This is a genomic window from Moraxella lacunata (genome assembly GCF_002027545.1).
Taxonomy (GTDB): domain Bacteria; phylum Pseudomonadota; class Gammaproteobacteria; order Pseudomonadales; family Moraxellaceae; genus Moraxella; species Moraxella lacunata.
Genome location: NZ_MXAN01000004.1, coordinates 122,031 through 136,814, shown reverse-complemented (window position 1 = coordinate 136,814; position 14,784 = coordinate 122,031). Strand labels below are relative to the sequence as shown.

Below are 14,784 nucleotides of genomic sequence, written 5' to 3'. Positions count from 1 at the left end.
TTTTTTAAACAGGCATTTTTTATTGCAAATACCAAAGGTAGGCACGCCCTAGAGTGTGCCTACCTTTGGTAATATTTTCATAAAATATGATGAAGACTTAACACTTCCATCAAACACCAAGGGTGGGCATGCCCTACTGACATAAAGTTGAGAGTAGAGTGTATTCTATAAAAATACCATCAATGGCAGGTGCTACTTACCCTAGCATTCATTTAAGCCTAATACTTGACTAATCAGCTCATAAGCAATCGTCCCTTGCTTGGGAATCAGTGGTAGGTCATCTTTGCCAAAGAACTGAGCGTGGGACAGTTCATCTTCATCGATGACGATGTTTCCCGACTTATAAGTGGCACAAAAGCCAAGCATAAGATTGGTCGGATATGGCCAGGCTTGGCTTTTGATGTAGCGGATGTTGTTCACATGAATGCCTGTCTCTTCTAGCACTTCACGATGAATGGTCATCTCGGCACTCTCGCCCACTTCCATAAATCCAGCGATGAGTCCATACATGCCTGTTGCCTGATGGCGATGATGTTGTGCTAATAGGATTTGGAGCTGACCTGTCACAGGACAGGGACGGGTGATGGCGATGATGACACAAGGCTGTATTTTAGGATAAAAATGCTGATGGCAGGCAGGACATGCCATGGTGTTTTCTTTGTGATGGCGCACTGTTTTGGTGCCACAATAACCGCAGAATTGATTGCCCTTTTGCCATAATAACAGCTGAATGCCTGCCGAGATTTCATGGGCGGTGTAGCTGTCGGTTGCGGCAACAGCATGGCGATAGGCGATGAACTCGCCATTAAGATGGTCGAGATGATTTGGTTTGGTAGGGTGTGGCTCGACCATCTTTTGATAATCAATGGCAAACACCCGCCTGTCATCATATCTAAAATGAAGCAATTCAACCACGCCCAGTGTGTCATCTAAACCATCGTCCAAGCCGTCAATTAAACCATCTATGCCTATCTCGATATGGTCAAATGCATAAGGTTTGCCATCACGACAAAAAACACGTTCGCCATCAATGACCCATATTGTATGGATAGTCGATGACGGCGTGCCTGTGTAAGTGATGTTCTGATGGCTCATGCCACAAGCTGATTTAAGCTATTTTGGCTGATGAGAATGCTTTGTTCATTGGTGGGTCGGTTTTCTTCGAAGTTTTCAAATTCAAAGTCCGCTGCAACCAAGACATCTGCCCAAGCATTGCTGATGCGTGCCAGCTCGCCATCAGGGGCGGTTTTGACTTTATCAAGCAGTCCATTTTCTAGGCGACGAGCCAGCAGATACAGCTGAGCTGAGGTGGCAGATAGACGTAAGAATGCTGCCGCCCCTGCCACTTGGCGAATCATCTCGGGCGTGTTTTGTAGGTTCATGATGTCACGGTTACTATCTGCGATATAGTCAGTCAATGCCAATGTCGCCGCGGTTAGGTTGCTACGTGCTTCTTTGACTAGGGCTTCATAAGACGTGTCTAGCTGATGCAGGGAGATTTCACGGTTATGCAGGGGTAATTTAACCGCCCCAGGGGTGTGACTCTTGGCAAGGAAGATGGCAACGTTTTCGGCGACCAATAGTTTGTCCAAGAAAGTATCCAAGTCTTCTAAGGTGGGATTTTGCCATCCGCTTACTTGTGCTGACGCTGCTGTTAGTGCTTGGCTAGCATCGGCAAGTTCTAACAAGGTCATGGTCTGGGATAAGGTGTTAAGCTCGGCTTTGATGTCATCAATTCTGACTATGTCGCCAATCTCGCCCATGCCGTTAGATGCACGCACGAATTTATCTACTTTTTGTTTGATGGTTTCTAATTGCTCTTGAATCAAGTCATTGAGCGTGTCGGTAATTTCACGGTTAGGTCCGAACAAGAAGCGTTGCATTTCGCTAAATTTGGTGTCACTTACTCGGTTTAGAGCGTATTTTTGGTTGGCAAGGGTGGCAAAATCTTTGTTTTTGTTGCAAGCAAAGCTGACCATCTCGGCAAAACGACGGTCTTCAATCGGCAAATAGTCAGAAAACTGTTGTTCTAGGTAAACCAAGATACGCTTTTTGGCATGGCTAAGTGGCAGGTCGTTGGCGATGTTTTGGGTGATGGTCTTTGCCGACTGCCAAAATAGGGTGTCAGAATGCTGGGCAATCAAAGCACAGGCTTTAGTCATGCCATCTAATTTTTGGCGTTCATCATCAGAGATGACACCGTCTTTATTTTCAAGGATGACAGACAGACCTGCACGATAGGCTTGGGTTAAGGCTCTGACATTGAGTCCGAGCGTGCTAAGAGAAGCGTAGTTTGCTTGGGGGTCGGCGATGATAACGCTGTTGATGTTTTGGTTTAGGGTGGTGGATTCGATGACAGCATGTCCCAAATGCCCACCGAGTTTATTGATGATGGGTAGTAGCAGGGCGGGTTCGGGTGTTTCTTTTAATAAGACAAATTCAACATAGCGGTCTAGTAGCATGATGGCTTCTGAGATGTCTGTCATCAGAATTTCATTTTCGTCTTCGTCGCCATTGGCATTACCGTGCAACAGAGTATAACTTGCTGATAGATTCTCGGCAAGCAGTCCTGCTCCATTAAAGGCAATTAATTTAAAAATGGCAGACAATTGTGATAGGTTATTTGCTGAATCTAATAACAGGGGAGCTTGGTCAGGGTCATCATAAAACTCACGCAAATGTACTTCGGCGTCTTTTAGTACAGAGCCGATTTCGTTACGCAAAATATGAAGTGATGATAAGTCAAAATTGGTGGCGGTTTTGGCTGATTGAGTCATGATAATCCTGTTGTTTTACAGCACGCATTAATAATCGCTACATTTAACCATGTTTGGTGAAACTTGGCAAGTAAAATTATGCTAAATAGGGCAAATATCGGATAAATTGTTATTTAAGTACGCTCTCACGCCATGCCCCATCGGCAGAGAAGTCGTCTTTTGAGCGGATTAGTTGGGCGGACAATGCACTTAAATCACTAAAACTAATCTCGCCCCTGTTGTCATCTTGGCTCGCCCCTTCTTCTTCCATGCTCATGGCAATCTGTCCGCTGGTCATGGCAAGATAGACTTCAAGCAAAATCTGCGAGTCCTTTAATGCCCCGTGGTAGGAACGGTCAATGTCCTGACCGACATCTAGGCGTTTGGCAAGGGCGTCCAAATTATTCTTTTGCCCTGCATACATTTTGCGGGCAAGCATGAGTGAGTCGATGACCTCCACGACATCGGCAAAGTCGGTCATGCCCACTTTATCAAACTCATGCGATAAAAATTTCATATCAAACTGGGCGTTATGAGCGATGATTTCCGCCCCTTTCATGAACTCATAGACATAAGGAGCAACATCGGCAAATCGGGGCTTGTCTACCAAAAATTCATTATGAATGCCGTGAACGCCAATGACTTCATCGTCCATCTCCCTGTCGGGATTTAGGTACACATGCAGTTGAACCCCAGTTGGCTTACGCTTGACCATCTCAACAATGCCAATCTCAACAATACGGTCGCCCGTGGCAGGGTCAATGCCCGTCGTCTCCGTATCCATAATCAGCTGACGCTCTGACGCCCCACGATGAATGGGGTCGGGCAGTATCGCCCAAAACGGCTCACGAATCTCATCGGTACGTCCGTCATAGTCGGGGTTTTGGTGGTTGTGGCGAACCACTTGCATGGGGGCAGGTGGTGTTTTTTTCTTGGATTTTTTGGCGGGGGTTTCATTTTGATTTTGGCTGACTGGCTCGCTGTCATTAATATCCGCTCCCACATCTACCATTGGGGTAGCAGGGTCAAATTCATCATCTGCCATCATGTTTGCCATGTCGGCATAATAACCCATGTCATCGCCCAAATTGCTCTCATAAGCGGCATTGTCATGAAAATCATTGCCGTGAAAATTGCTGTCATCAAGAGCGTGGTTGGTGGTCTCATTCATCGTGGTTGTCTCGTCTGTCTCTTTTGATATGATGTTTGGCTCGGTATTGGTTTTGTTGTCTGTCTGGGTGTTGCTTGCAGGGTTATTTGTGGGGACGTGACTGATAAACAACTCGCCACTGCCAGTAACACCATCATTGGCAAGTTTGTCCGCCATCTCATTGCCGACATGTCCTGCGTGTCCTTTTATCCATTGCCAATCAATGGTGCGACGTTGGCAGGCGTTATCTAGGCGTATCCATAGGTCTTGGTTGAGTACCGCTTTGCCGTCTGCTTTTTTCCAGCCTTTGGCTTTCCATCCGTTAATCCACTGGGTAATGCCGTTTTTGACATAGCCCGAGTCCGTCCAAATCTGTATCGGTGTGTCAGCAGGCGTGCGTTCTAGGGCGGTGATTGCCCCCATGAGTTCCATGCGATTGTTGGTGGTGTCGCTCTCACCGCCCCAAATGTTTAGCACGTCGCCTGTGGGGTAGATGATGTGCGTGCCAAATCCGCCAGCAGACGCCCCTGCCTTGCCGTTGCCTTTACATGCCCCGTCAGTATAAGCGATGATGGTCATGAGTGTACGCCATTTGTTTTATATAAATTTTTTAAAAACCATGCCAATGCCATGTCATAACCCATGTCGCCAAGCCCACAAATCACGCCCACCGCCTTATCCGAAAAATACGAATGACTGCGAAACGGCTCACGAGCATGAACGTTGGATAAATGCACTTCAATAAAGGGTTTGCCACTGGCAAGTAAGGCATCACGAATGGCAACGGATGTATGGGTAAAGGCGGCTGGATTGATGATGACCCCATCAAATTTGTCGTGGTCGTCCGCCAATACGCCTTGGCTACCGATGATGTCCACGATGTCGCCTTCGTGGTTGGACTGAAAATGGTCAAGTTGGATACCGTGCTGATGAGCGGTGGTGGATAGGCGGTGAACGATGTCTTGTAAGGTGGTCGTACCATAAATGTGCGGTTCACGCTTGCCCAGTAAGTGTAGATTGGCACCGTTTAGCACTAATAGTTTGCGATTTAGGGGAGTGGTTTGGTTCATGAGTGTTGATGTCTGTGTGTTTTATGTTAAATGCTGATTATTTTAACAAATTTTTAAAGGTAGTGGGGCGTAAATTTTTTGTTAATGTTTGGTTACATACGTTTACAGCCCTTTAAAAGTGTGCTATATTTAGGCACGAGTTTACGATAACTGCATAGTGCGTAGGCTTATTTGGTTATTTGTATCATTGTAAGTGTTACAATGTGGTATTTTTTAAGGAAGTGTTATGTCTGCTCGTGAACAAGGTCAGGTTAAATGGTTTAACAATGCCAAAGGTTTTGGCTTTATCCAGCGTGCCACTGGCGAAGATGTGTTTGTGCATTTTCGTTCTATTGTCGGTGACGGCTATCGCTCGCTCAGAGAAGGTGAAATGGTGGAATTTGTCGTGACCGAAGGCGATAAAGGATTGCAAGCCGAAGAAGTCACCAGGTTAATGTGATATTTAAGTCACGCAAAACCTGCCCTTGGGGTGGGTTTTTTTGTGGGGGTTTTAAAATTGGGCTTTAACATTAGCCTTTAAAATCAAGCTTTTAAATTGGGTTTTGCCTGTCATGATAAGTTGTGATAAAATATAAGATTGATTCTTTTATAAAGGCGTGATTATGCAAAAGCCAAACAAACTTATCTGCACACTCGGTATCCTAGCGTTGCTCGGTATCAGTGGTACGGCTCATGCGGCAGTGACCTTATCAGCGGACGAATCAGCCAGAATCGAAGAGATAGCAGGGATTTGCATGGTTGCCAGTAAAGGTGTTTATGACATCGCCATCGACCATCAAAATGGGGTCAGCAAAGACAAAGCCAAGAAAAACCTTGATAAAGCCCTAAAAAGAGTGGAAAAAAGTTTTTCCAAAAAAGACATGGTGTCATTTATTGATGAGACATGGCACAACGGCTTGAACATCATTTATAAAATGCCTGTTTATGATGACAAAGCTGACAAAGAGCGGTTTGTTCAGCAAGCCGTGGAAGGCTCACTTAATGCCTGTTTTGATGATTTGGATGGATGATTTAAAATTATCAAAAGATAAAAACGTAAATATTGCCAATCACTTTTGTTTTATCATTTTTTAAAAATATCATTGATAAGCATTTGGTAAAAATACCAAACAACCTAATTCGCCCATTTAGCTTAAAAGGACATGCCCTTGACCGAGCAATTTAGCACGTTTCGTGACTTACCCTTAGCAGAACCCATCCAAAAGGCAGTATCGGCTTTGGGTTTTGAGACTCTCACGCCCATTCAAGCCCAAATCTTGCCCCACACCCTAGCAGGACAAGACGCCATTGGACAGGCACAGACAGGCACAGGCAAGACCGCCACGTTTTTGATTACCATTATCCAGAGCCTGCTGTCTCGCCCGTTTGGCGATGATGAGACACGTTATTTGGGTGAGCCACGGGCGTTAATTCTAGCACCAACCCGAGAGCTAGCACAGCAGATTTATAGCGACTGCCGAGAGCTGGTCAAATACAGTGGACTGTATGCCTTGTGCATGACTGGTGGGGCGGATTATGACAAGCAGGCAAATGAGATAAATCGTCGTCCGATGGATATTTTGATTGGCACCCCAGGGCGGATTATTGACTGGGTGCAAAAGGGCGTGCTGTTTCTTGACCGTGTGGAAGTGCTGGTGTTAGATGAAGCCGACCGCATGCTTGACATGGGATTCATCCCTGATGTTAAGCGACTCATCAACAAAATGCCTGCCAATACGCACCGCCAAAGTTTGCTGTTCTCGGCGACGTTTAATACCGACGTCATGAATTTGGCGTATCGTTGGCTGTATCAGCCAACTTTTGTGGAAATCGCCCCCGAGAGTCGCACCAATAAGAACATTGAACAGCGTTTTTATCTATTGACAGACCGCCAAAAACTGACGGCATTAAAGCAGTTGCTTGGCAGTGATGATGTCAAAAAAGCCATCGTTTTTGCCAATCGCAAAGACCAAGTCAAACGTCTGTATGACAATCTGCGTAAGCATGTGGATGTGACCATGCTCTCGGGTGATGTCGCCCAAGCCAAGCGAGAGCGTTACCTAAAACGCTTTAAAGATGGCGAAGTCAATGTATTGGTGGCGACCGACGTGGCAGGGCGTGGCATTCATGTGGATGACGTGACTCATGTCATTAACTACACACTGCCTGATTTGCTCGATGATTATGTTCATCGTATCGGACGCACAGGGCGAGCAGGGCAGTCGGGCGTGTCTATTAGCTTGGTGGGCGAAGATGACGCCTTTAACCTACCTGCCTTAGAGAAGCATTTGGGCATGAAGTTTGGTTTGTTGCAGTTTGATGATTTGGTGCAAGACTAGGTGTAAACTGGCATGATGGCTAAATATCATGCCAAATGGTATTGCAACTTAGGTGCGATTTAATACAGAAATAAACACAAAAATCATAACAACCAATCATTAAAAACAATAAAAGGCATGGCATGTGTCACGCCATATAAACCAATGAACGAACATAGTCTAATCCTTGACCCTGTCAATATCCCATTGTCTTTGTACATTCACATTCCGTGGTGTGTCAAAAAATGCCCATATTGTGATTTTAACTCGCACGCCTTGCCCGAGTCTGCCCCCTTTGCCGACTATGTCACGGCACTTTTGGCTGACGCTCGCTCGCAAGTCGCCTTAGCAGGGGGGCGTGCGATACAAAGTATCTTTATCGGCGGGGGAACGCCGTCGCTGTTGCCAATAGAGCAGTATCGGGTGCTGTTTTTGGGGTTGCGGGAGATGCTTCCTTTTGCCGATGATATTGAGATTACCTTAGAAGCCAACCCCGGTACGCTAGAACACGCCCCCTTTGCCGACTATTTGGCACTGGGTATCAACCGCTTATCGGTGGGTGTGCAGTCCTTTGATGATGGGGTATTGACGACATTGGGGCGAATACATCGCCATGATGAAGCAGTCAATGCCATCAAAAATGCTAAACAAGCAGGCTTTACCCGTATCAATGCCGACCTGATGCATGGCTTGCCCAATCAGACCGCCACACTTGCCGTGCGTGATATTGACATGGCATTATCGGCAGGGGCAACGCACATCTCATGGTATCAGCTGACCATTGAGCCAAACACCGCCTTTTATCGCAGTCCGCCTGACCTGCCCGATGATGACGAGCTAGAACGCATAGAGAATGCAGGGCGAGAGCGACTTTTGCAAGCAGGTTTTAGTAATTATGAAGTGTCGGCATGGGTCGGGCGTGATGATGAGCCGTGTCGTCATAATGTCAATTATTGGCAGTTTGGCGACTATCTTGCCATTGGGGCAGGTGGGCATGGCAAAGTAACACTGCGTGGGCATGATGATTATCCAGATGGCATTTATCGTTATGCCAAATCTCGCCTGCCCAAAGACTATCTAAATTATAATAACGCCCCAAAGATGATAGGCTTTGAACGGGTGGCGGATGAGAGTCTGCCCTTTGAATTTATGATGAATGCCCTGCGTTTGGTAGATGGCACGATGACTCGCACCTTTGAAGAGCGGACAGGGCTACTTATTAGCACCATTGATAATGAGCTTTTGCCCCTACAACATCAAGGGCTGATGGTGTTTCACCCTGACATCATCGCCCCGACCAAGATGGGTTTTAAATACGTCAATCATTTGGTGCGGGCTTTTTTATAAAAAACCATGAAATAACAACCATGAAACAAATTCATATCGTTCTCTACACCCCCAAAATCCCCAACAACACCGGCAACGCCATTCGTCTGTGTGCCAATACAGGGGCAAAACTGCACCTTATCAAGCCCTTAGCTTTTGAACTTGATGATAAAAAGCTAAGACGGGCGGGGCTAGATTATCATGAATACGCCAACATGCAAGTGCATGATGACTGGCAGGCGTGCCGTGCCTATTTGACAAGCGTGGGCGTGGATACAGTCGTTGCGATGACGACCAAATTTAGCCGTCCGTTTTATGACTATGATTTTAAAGTTGGTAGCAGCTCGGTGGCACTGGTGTTCGGCTCGGAGACAGACGGGCTGCCGTCTGATGTGCGTGATGACATCGGGGCGGATAACTGGCTAAGATTGCCCATGCTCCCCGACTCTCGCAGTCTTAACCTATCTAACAGCGTGGCAATTTGCCTGTATGAAGTGTGGCGACAGCTTGGGTTTGTCGGCGATGTCGGAGAGAGCGTGGGTTATCATCGTCTGTCTAGCCGTCCCGAGTGAGCTGGATGTATTGAGGTAATTTATTTGCCCAAAAATCAACACTTTATCAAAGGGCAAATTGCAATTTGCCCCTACAAGTCCGTCCAAAAAGTATTATTGATGGAAAATACCAAAATTTACCCTTTGATAAATTCAATTTTTCAATTTATGCCAGCAATTGATGGTTTTGCTTTTAAAATTAATAAAATCATCTAAAATCAAAAACCAACACAAACCAATTTAACTTAACCTTTATTAATCACACCATGTCTATCAAATCTTATTTTTGCATCCTATCCACTCTCTTTGCCCTTGGCTTAACCGCCTGCAACCAGCCAGCCCCAACCGATAACGCCCCGACTGCCAAAACAGATGGGCAGGCAGAGACATTTCTCGGCTGTTATAGCGTTGAGAAAAACAGCCCTGCTCAAATAAAAGTGAGCAAGCAAGCAGGCAGTTTTGTCATGCAAATGAAAGAGCCTGAAGGGGCAAAAACGCTGTGGGATAACCCCGAACCTTTGGATGAGATAAGCGTGGATAAGGCGTGGGAGTATTTTGGTGTGAATGCCTTATCGCTTGATAAATCTGATGTCGAGCGTGTACTGGCACGCCCTGATGAGATGATGGTATTAGCAAAGGTCAAGGACGCCAGTCAAAACATCAATCCACTGCTTGACAGTTCTTATGTGGTCTATATTTTTAAAGGGGCGAACACCATTTATCAAGTGCCGTGCGATGAGACGCCTGTGAACATCGTCAAAGATGGCGAGAAAAAAGTACAGGCGTTTTATCAGTAATTTGTTCTGTTGTCATCCTTTGGTGGTAGGCGATACGGTGTTTGGCTAGTGGGCTTGGGGTGAGATGTTTGTTATGATTTCACCCAAAATTTATTTTCACTATTTATTTAAAAAATAGTCCAATGATAAACATTTACCAAAAGACATAACAAATTTTAGGCAAAGTCTTTTATAATATATGGCTAAAATTAGCTTTTATGACAGCTTTTCACAAAAGTGACACAGTTTTCTGTCAAGCTATCTGTGCTTGACATTCATCGCTAAGTTCATCTTAGCATTCACAACAGTAGGAAAATTTTATGACGACCTATTACAACGATTCCGACCATGTAGAAACCCAAGAGTGGCTTGATGCATTTGAGTCGGTCATCAAAAACGCTGACAAAGAGCGGGCTCAATTCTTATTAAAAGCCTTATATAACAAAGCAGTACAAGAAGGCTTACCCTTTAACCGCCTAGATACTGCCTATGTTAATACCATTGCCGCCGAAGACGAACCTGCTTATCCAGGGGATTTGCACCTAGAGCGTAAAATCCGCTCAATCATGCGTTATAACGCCCTAGCGATGGTCATGCGTGCCAACCTAAACGATGATGATTTGGGTGGGCATTTGGCGACATTTGCATCATCAGCGACGCTTTATGAGACTGGTTTTAACCACTTTTGGCGTGCTCCGAGCGAGAACCACGGTGGCGACATGATTTATTATCAAGGTCATGGTGCCCCTGGTATGTACGCCCGTTCGTTCATGGAAGGTCGTCTATCAGAAGAACAGCTCAAAAATTTCCGCCGTGAAGTGGACGGCAAAGGCTTGTCAAGCTATCCACACCCCTATCTCATGCCCGACTACTGGCAGTTTCCAACCGTATCTATGGGTCTTGGACCTTTGATGAGCATTTATCAAGCTCGTGCCCAAAAGTATCTGACCAATCGCCGCCTAATTAAAGACGAAGACCGTAAAGTATGGGCGTTTTTGGGCGATGGTGAGACGGATGAACCTGAAAGTTTGGGTGCCATTTCTATGGCAGGTCGTGAAAAACTTGATAACCTAATCTGGGTCATCAACTGTAATTTACAGCGTCTTAATGGCCCTGTCCGTGGTAATGGCAAAATCATTCAAGAGCTAGAATCGGTATTTCGTGGGGCAGGCTGGCGTGTCATTAAGGTAATTTGGGGCGACCATTGGGACAGCCTACTTGCCAAAGACACATCAGGTGCTTTAAAGCAACGCATGGAAGAGGTGGTAGATGGTGAATATCAACTCTATACCGCTCGTGATGGTGCGTTTGTACGTAAAGAGTTCTTTGGCAAATACCCAGAACTTGCTGACATGGCATCTGCCTTGTCTGATGATGAGATCATGCGTCTAAACCGTGGTGGACATGACCCCAAAAAGGTCTACGCTGCTTATGCCGAGGCCATGAAAACCAAAGGACAGCCAACCGTTATCCTTGTCAAAACTGTCAAAGGTTATGGTTTATCCAAGCAAATCCAAGCGGTAAATAAAGCCCATCAGCTTAAAAAATTAGATGAAAATGGTCTAAAATACTTCCGTGATAGATTTGATTTGCCCATCAGCGATGAAGCCTTGCAAAACTTACCATTCTACCGCCCAAGCGAGGACAGCCCTGAATATAAATATTTGATGGGTCGTCGTGAATCCTTAGGTGGGCATTTGCCTGCTCGTCGCAGTGGTCATACTCCACTCACCATTCCAGAGTTGTCTATATTTGATGGTGTACTCCAAGGCAGTAAGGGCAAAGAGCAGTCCACAACCATGGTATTTGTGCGTCTGTTGTCTGCCCTATTAAAAGATAAAGGGCTTAATAAATACGTAGTTCCGATAGTCCCTGATGAAGCTCGCACCTTTGGATTGGAGGGCATGTTCCGTCAGCTTGGCATCTATTCATCAGTCGGTCAAAACTATGTTGCCGAAGATGCTGAGGCCTTGATGGGTTACAAAGAAGCCAAAGATGGGCATATGCTAGAAGAAGGCATTAACGAAGCAGGTGCGATGAGTTCGTGGATTAGTCTTGCCACAAGCTATTCAACCAACGCATTGCCGATGATTCCAATGTACATTTATTACTCTATGTTTGGCTTTCAGCGTATTGGTGATTTGGCATGGGCAGCAGGCGACATGCAAGCCCAAGGTTTTTTATTTGGGGCAACCGCAGGACGTACCACACTAAACGGCGAAGGTTTACAACACCAAGATGGACATAGCCACATTCTCTTTGGTACTGTGCCAAATTGTGTCAGCTATGACCCATGCTTTGGTTATGAGCTTGCTGTTATCATGCACGACGGTCTACAACGCATGTATGGCAATGGCGAACGTGTGTACTATTACATCACGCTCATGAATGAAAACTATGAACATCCTGCCATCGGCGATGACAGACAAGCCATTGAAGAGGGCATTAAGCGTGGTATGTACCTATTAGAAGACAACGGCTCAACCCAAGTTCAACTGTTAGGTTCTGGCGTGATTCTAAGAGAAGTTCAAAAAGCTGCTCGTATTTTGGCAGAAGAATTTAACATTAAAGCTAACGTATGGAGTGTAACGAGCTTTAATGAGCTTACCCGTGATGGTATGGCGTGTGATGATTACAACCGCTTACACCCAACGGATGAACCAAAATTGCCTTGGGTTACCAAACAACTTGCCCCGCACAAAGGCATCGTGGTTGCTGCTACCGATTATATGCGTAACTTCCCAGAGCAGGTGCGTGGTTGGTTGCCTGACAGCCGTCCTTATACCACATTAGGTACAGATGGCTTTGGACGTTCGGACACTCGTGCCAATTTGCGTAGCTTCTTTAATGTGGATGCCGCTCATATTGTGGTTGCGACACTTAAAAAACTGGCAGATGAGGGTGAGATTGACGTGCGTTTGGTCAAAGATGCCATTTCAAGCTTCGATATTGACGTTGACCAAGCCCCTGCATGGCAGCCACAGCCACATCATGACTACTATCCAGATGCCCCAGCACCTGCACGTCCGACACCAAAAGAAGTGCCTGAACTAAAAGATGAGCCAGACAGTGCCATTAGTACCGAAGGGCGTAGCGAAGACAAAGCAGATGCCAAACTGCTCAATGACAGTAACATTACCGAACCCAAATAAGGAGATGAATTATGCAAATTAAAGCCCCCGATTTGGGCGTAGACAGTGCCGAAGTGGCAGAAGTGCTTGTCAAGGTTGGCGATGTTATTAGCGAAAATGACAGCCTAATTTTGGCAGAATCTGATAAAGCATCCGTAGAAGTGCCGTCCCCTGTGGGCGGTACCGTAACCGCTGTTTTGGTAAAAGTTGGCGATAGCATTTCTGAGGGTACAGCCCTTTTTGAGGTAGAAGCAGGTCAATCTGACTCTACTTCAAAAGCCGAAGTTCAAGAAGCCCCACAAGAACCAAAAGAAGAGCCACAAGCTCCAAAAGCCGAAGAGTCAAAATCCGAGCCAGCCCCAAGTGCCGTTTCAGGCGGTGCAAGCCAAACGCATAACCTACCTGACTTGGGTGTGGATAGTGCCGAAGTTGCCGAAGTGCTTGTCAAGGTTGGCGACAGCGTAACAGAAGGTCAATCTTTGTTACTTGTTGAGTCTGACAAAGCATCTGTGGAAGTGCCAGCCCCACTTGACGGCGTGGTAGAGGCTATTTTGGTTCATGCTGGCGATACTGTAACTAACGGTCAAGCCTTTATTACCATTAAAGGCGGTTCTGCCCTTGCCGCGTCCGCTCCAAGCGAAACCAAAGCAGAAGTTAAAGCTGATACGCCTAAGACAGAAGCACCAAAAGCCCAAGCTCCTGCCCAAACGTCCACCCCTGCAAGCGGTGCCAAACTGCCAGAAGCGGAAGTCAACGCTCGTGCCAAAGACGCTCACGCAGGACCTGCCGTGCGTAAGTTGGCTCGTGAATTGGGTGTGGATATCAGCCTTGTTAAGGGGACTGCCCCACACGGTCGTATCCTAAAAGAAGACTTGTTTGGCTATGTCAAGTCGGTCATCAGCACCGCCAGCACCAAGCCTACTGCCAACATGGCAAGCGGTTCGGCGATTAGCCTGCCACCACTGCCTGACATGAGCAACAAAGAGATTTGGGGTGAGATTGAAGTCCAAGACCTATCCCGCCTGCAAAAAGTCTCTATCCCACAGCTTAACCTAAACACGCTACTGCCACAGGTTACGCAGTTTGACTTGGCGGACATTACCGACACCGAAGCCATGCGTAACGAGCTAAAAGCCGAGTTTAAGGCACAAGGCGTGGGCTTGACCATTTTGGCGTTTATTGTTAAGGCGGTTGCGTATGCTCTGACTCAGCACCCCAAATTCAACAGCCATGTGTCGGATGACAACACCCAAATGATTATCCGTAAATCGGTGAATATGGGTATTGCGGTTGCGACCGATGACGGCTTGATTGTGCCTGTGATTCGTGATGCCCAAGCCAAAGGCATTCGCCAGCTTGCCATTGAGATTGGCGAGCTTGCCAAAAAAGCCCGTGACAAGAAACTGTCTGCCAAAGACTTGCAAGGTGCGTCATTCACCATTTCAAGCCAAGGCAACATGGGCGGTACTTACTTCACACCGCTTGTCAATCACCCACAAGTGGCAATTTTGGGGATTTCTGAATCTACCTATCAGCCACGTTGGAACGGCAAAGAGTTTGAACCACGTCTTATGCTACCGCTATCTCTGTCGTATGACCACCGTACGATTAACGGGGCGGATGCGGCGGTGTTCACTCGCTATATTGCCAAACTTTTGGCTGACCCAAGACGGATTTTGCTTTGATTGGGTGAAATTTTGCTGTAAAAAGAAATGCAAAAAGGGCGG

12 protein-coding genes are annotated in these 14,784 nt (G+C 46.4%); 8 read left to right on the top strand and 4 right to left on the bottom strand.

What is annotated here, in order from left to right; all coding sequences use genetic code 11:
- Positions 1-201: 201 nt before the first annotated feature.
- The 4 genes from nudC to aroQ form a co-directional block, all read right to left on the bottom strand.
- On the bottom strand, positions 202-1,095 hold the full coding sequence (nudC, locus tag B5J94_RS00995) for an NAD(+) diphosphatase (RefSeq protein ID WP_062498084.1): 894 nt from the start codon (positions 1,093-1,095) through the stop codon (positions 202-204).
- Entirely contained in the window at positions 1,092-2,777 is a 1,686-nt protein-coding gene (locus tag B5J94_RS00990) for a hypothetical protein (RefSeq protein ID WP_062498082.1), read from the bottom strand. Before B5J94_RS00990 ends, nudC begins: the two co-directional genes overlap by 4 nt.
- 109 nt (positions 2,778-2,886) lie before the next feature.
- The gene (gene dnaQ, locus B5J94_RS00985; protein WP_062498080.1) at positions 2,887-4,485 is read right to left on the bottom strand and encodes a DNA polymerase III subunit epsilon; all 1,599 of its coding nucleotides are present in this window, start codon (positions 4,483-4,485) and stop codon (positions 2,887-2,889) included.
- Positions 4,482-4,976 carry a type II 3-dehydroquinate dehydratase gene (gene aroQ, locus B5J94_RS00980; protein ID WP_062498079.1) on the bottom strand — a complete coding sequence of 165 codons (495 nt, stop codon included), beginning with the start codon at positions 4,974-4,976 and terminating at the stop codon, positions 4,482-4,484. The genes dnaQ and aroQ overlap by 4 nt, the downstream gene beginning before the upstream one ends.
- Before the next feature lie 226 nt (positions 4,977-5,202).
- Between aroQ and B5J94_RS00975 the strand changes: the two genes are divergently transcribed.
- The 8 genes from B5J94_RS00975 (at position 5,203) to B5J94_RS00940 (ending at position 14,742) form a co-directional block, all read left to right on the top strand.
- On the top strand, positions 5,203-5,415 hold the full coding sequence (locus B5J94_RS00975) for a cold shock domain-containing protein (RefSeq protein ID WP_062498077.1): 213 nt from the start codon (positions 5,203-5,205) through the stop codon (positions 5,413-5,415).
- Positions 5,416-5,578: 163 nt separating this feature from the next.
- Positions 5,579-5,986 (top strand): hypothetical protein, encoded by a 408-nt coding sequence (locus B5J94_RS00970; RefSeq protein ID WP_062498075.1) that lies wholly within the window; start codon positions 5,579-5,581, stop codon positions 5,984-5,986.
- A 132-nt stretch (positions 5,987-6,118) separates the two neighbouring features.
- Positions 6,119-7,294 (top strand): DEAD/DEAH box helicase, encoded by a 1,176-nt coding sequence (locus B5J94_RS00965; RefSeq protein ID WP_062498073.1) that lies wholly within the window; start codon positions 6,119-6,121, stop codon positions 7,292-7,294.
- Positions 7,295-7,438: 144 nt separating this feature from the next.
- Entirely contained in the window at positions 7,439-8,620 is a 1,182-nt protein-coding gene (gene hemW, locus B5J94_RS00960) for a radical SAM family heme chaperone HemW (RefSeq protein ID WP_079363864.1), read from the top strand.
- 20 nt (positions 8,621-8,640) lie between these two features.
- Entirely contained in the window at positions 8,641-9,171 is a 531-nt protein-coding gene (locus tag B5J94_RS00955) for a tRNA (cytidine(34)-2'-O)-methyltransferase (RefSeq protein ID WP_062498068.1), read from the top strand.
- Positions 9,172-9,416: 245 nt separating this feature from the next.
- Positions 9,417-9,947 carry a hypothetical protein gene (locus tag B5J94_RS00950; protein ID WP_062498066.1) on the top strand — a complete coding sequence of 177 codons (531 nt, stop codon included), beginning with the start codon at positions 9,417-9,419 and terminating at the stop codon, positions 9,945-9,947.
- Between the two features lie 299 nt (positions 9,948-10,246).
- The gene (gene aceE, locus B5J94_RS00945) at positions 10,247-13,078 is read left to right on the top strand and encodes a pyruvate dehydrogenase (acetyl-transferring), homodimeric type (RefSeq protein WP_062498064.1); all 2,832 of its coding nucleotides are present in this window, start codon (positions 10,247-10,249) and stop codon (positions 13,076-13,078) included.
- 11 nt (positions 13,079-13,089) lie between these two features.
- Positions 13,090-14,742, top strand: coding sequence for a dihydrolipoyllysine-residue acetyltransferase (locus tag B5J94_RS00940; RefSeq protein ID WP_062498062.1), 1,653 nt, complete (start codon positions 13,090-13,092; stop codon positions 14,740-14,742).
- Positions 14,743-14,784: the final 42 nt, after the last annotated feature.

Coding starts and splice junctions, on each gene's coding strand:
- nudC (WP_062498084.1), bottom strand. CDS start 1,095: ATGAGCCATCAGAACATCACTTACACAGGCACGCCGTCATCGACTATC.
- B5J94_RS00990 (WP_062498082.1), bottom strand. CDS start 2,777: ATGACTCAATCAGCCAAAACCGCCACCAATTTTGACTTATCATCACTT.
- dnaQ (WP_062498080.1), bottom strand. CDS start 4,485: ATGACCATCATCGCTTATACTGACGGGGCATGTAAAGGCAACGGCAAG.
- aroQ (WP_062498079.1), bottom strand. CDS start 4,976: ATGAACCAAACCACTCCCCTAAATCGCAAACTATTAGTGCTAAACGGT.
- B5J94_RS00975 (WP_062498077.1), top strand. CDS start 5,203: ATGTCTGCTCGTGAACAAGGTCAGGTTAAATGGTTTAACAATGCCAAA.
- B5J94_RS00970 (WP_062498075.1), top strand. CDS start 5,579: ATGCAAAAGCCAAACAAACTTATCTGCACACTCGGTATCCTAGCGTTG.
- B5J94_RS00965 (WP_062498073.1), top strand. CDS start 6,119: ATGCCCTTGACCGAGCAATTTAGCACGTTTCGTGACTTACCCTTAGCA.
- hemW (WP_079363864.1), top strand. CDS start 7,439: ATGAACGAACATAGTCTAATCCTTGACCCTGTCAATATCCCATTGTCT.
- B5J94_RS00955 (WP_062498068.1), top strand. CDS start 8,641: ATGAAACAAATTCATATCGTTCTCTACACCCCCAAAATCCCCAACAAC.
- B5J94_RS00950 (WP_062498066.1), top strand. CDS start 9,417: ATGTCTATCAAATCTTATTTTTGCATCCTATCCACTCTCTTTGCCCTT.
- aceE (WP_062498064.1), top strand. CDS start 10,247: ATGACGACCTATTACAACGATTCCGACCATGTAGAAACCCAAGAGTGG.
- B5J94_RS00940 (WP_062498062.1), top strand. CDS start 13,090: ATGCAAATTAAAGCCCCCGATTTGGGCGTAGACAGTGCCGAAGTGGCA.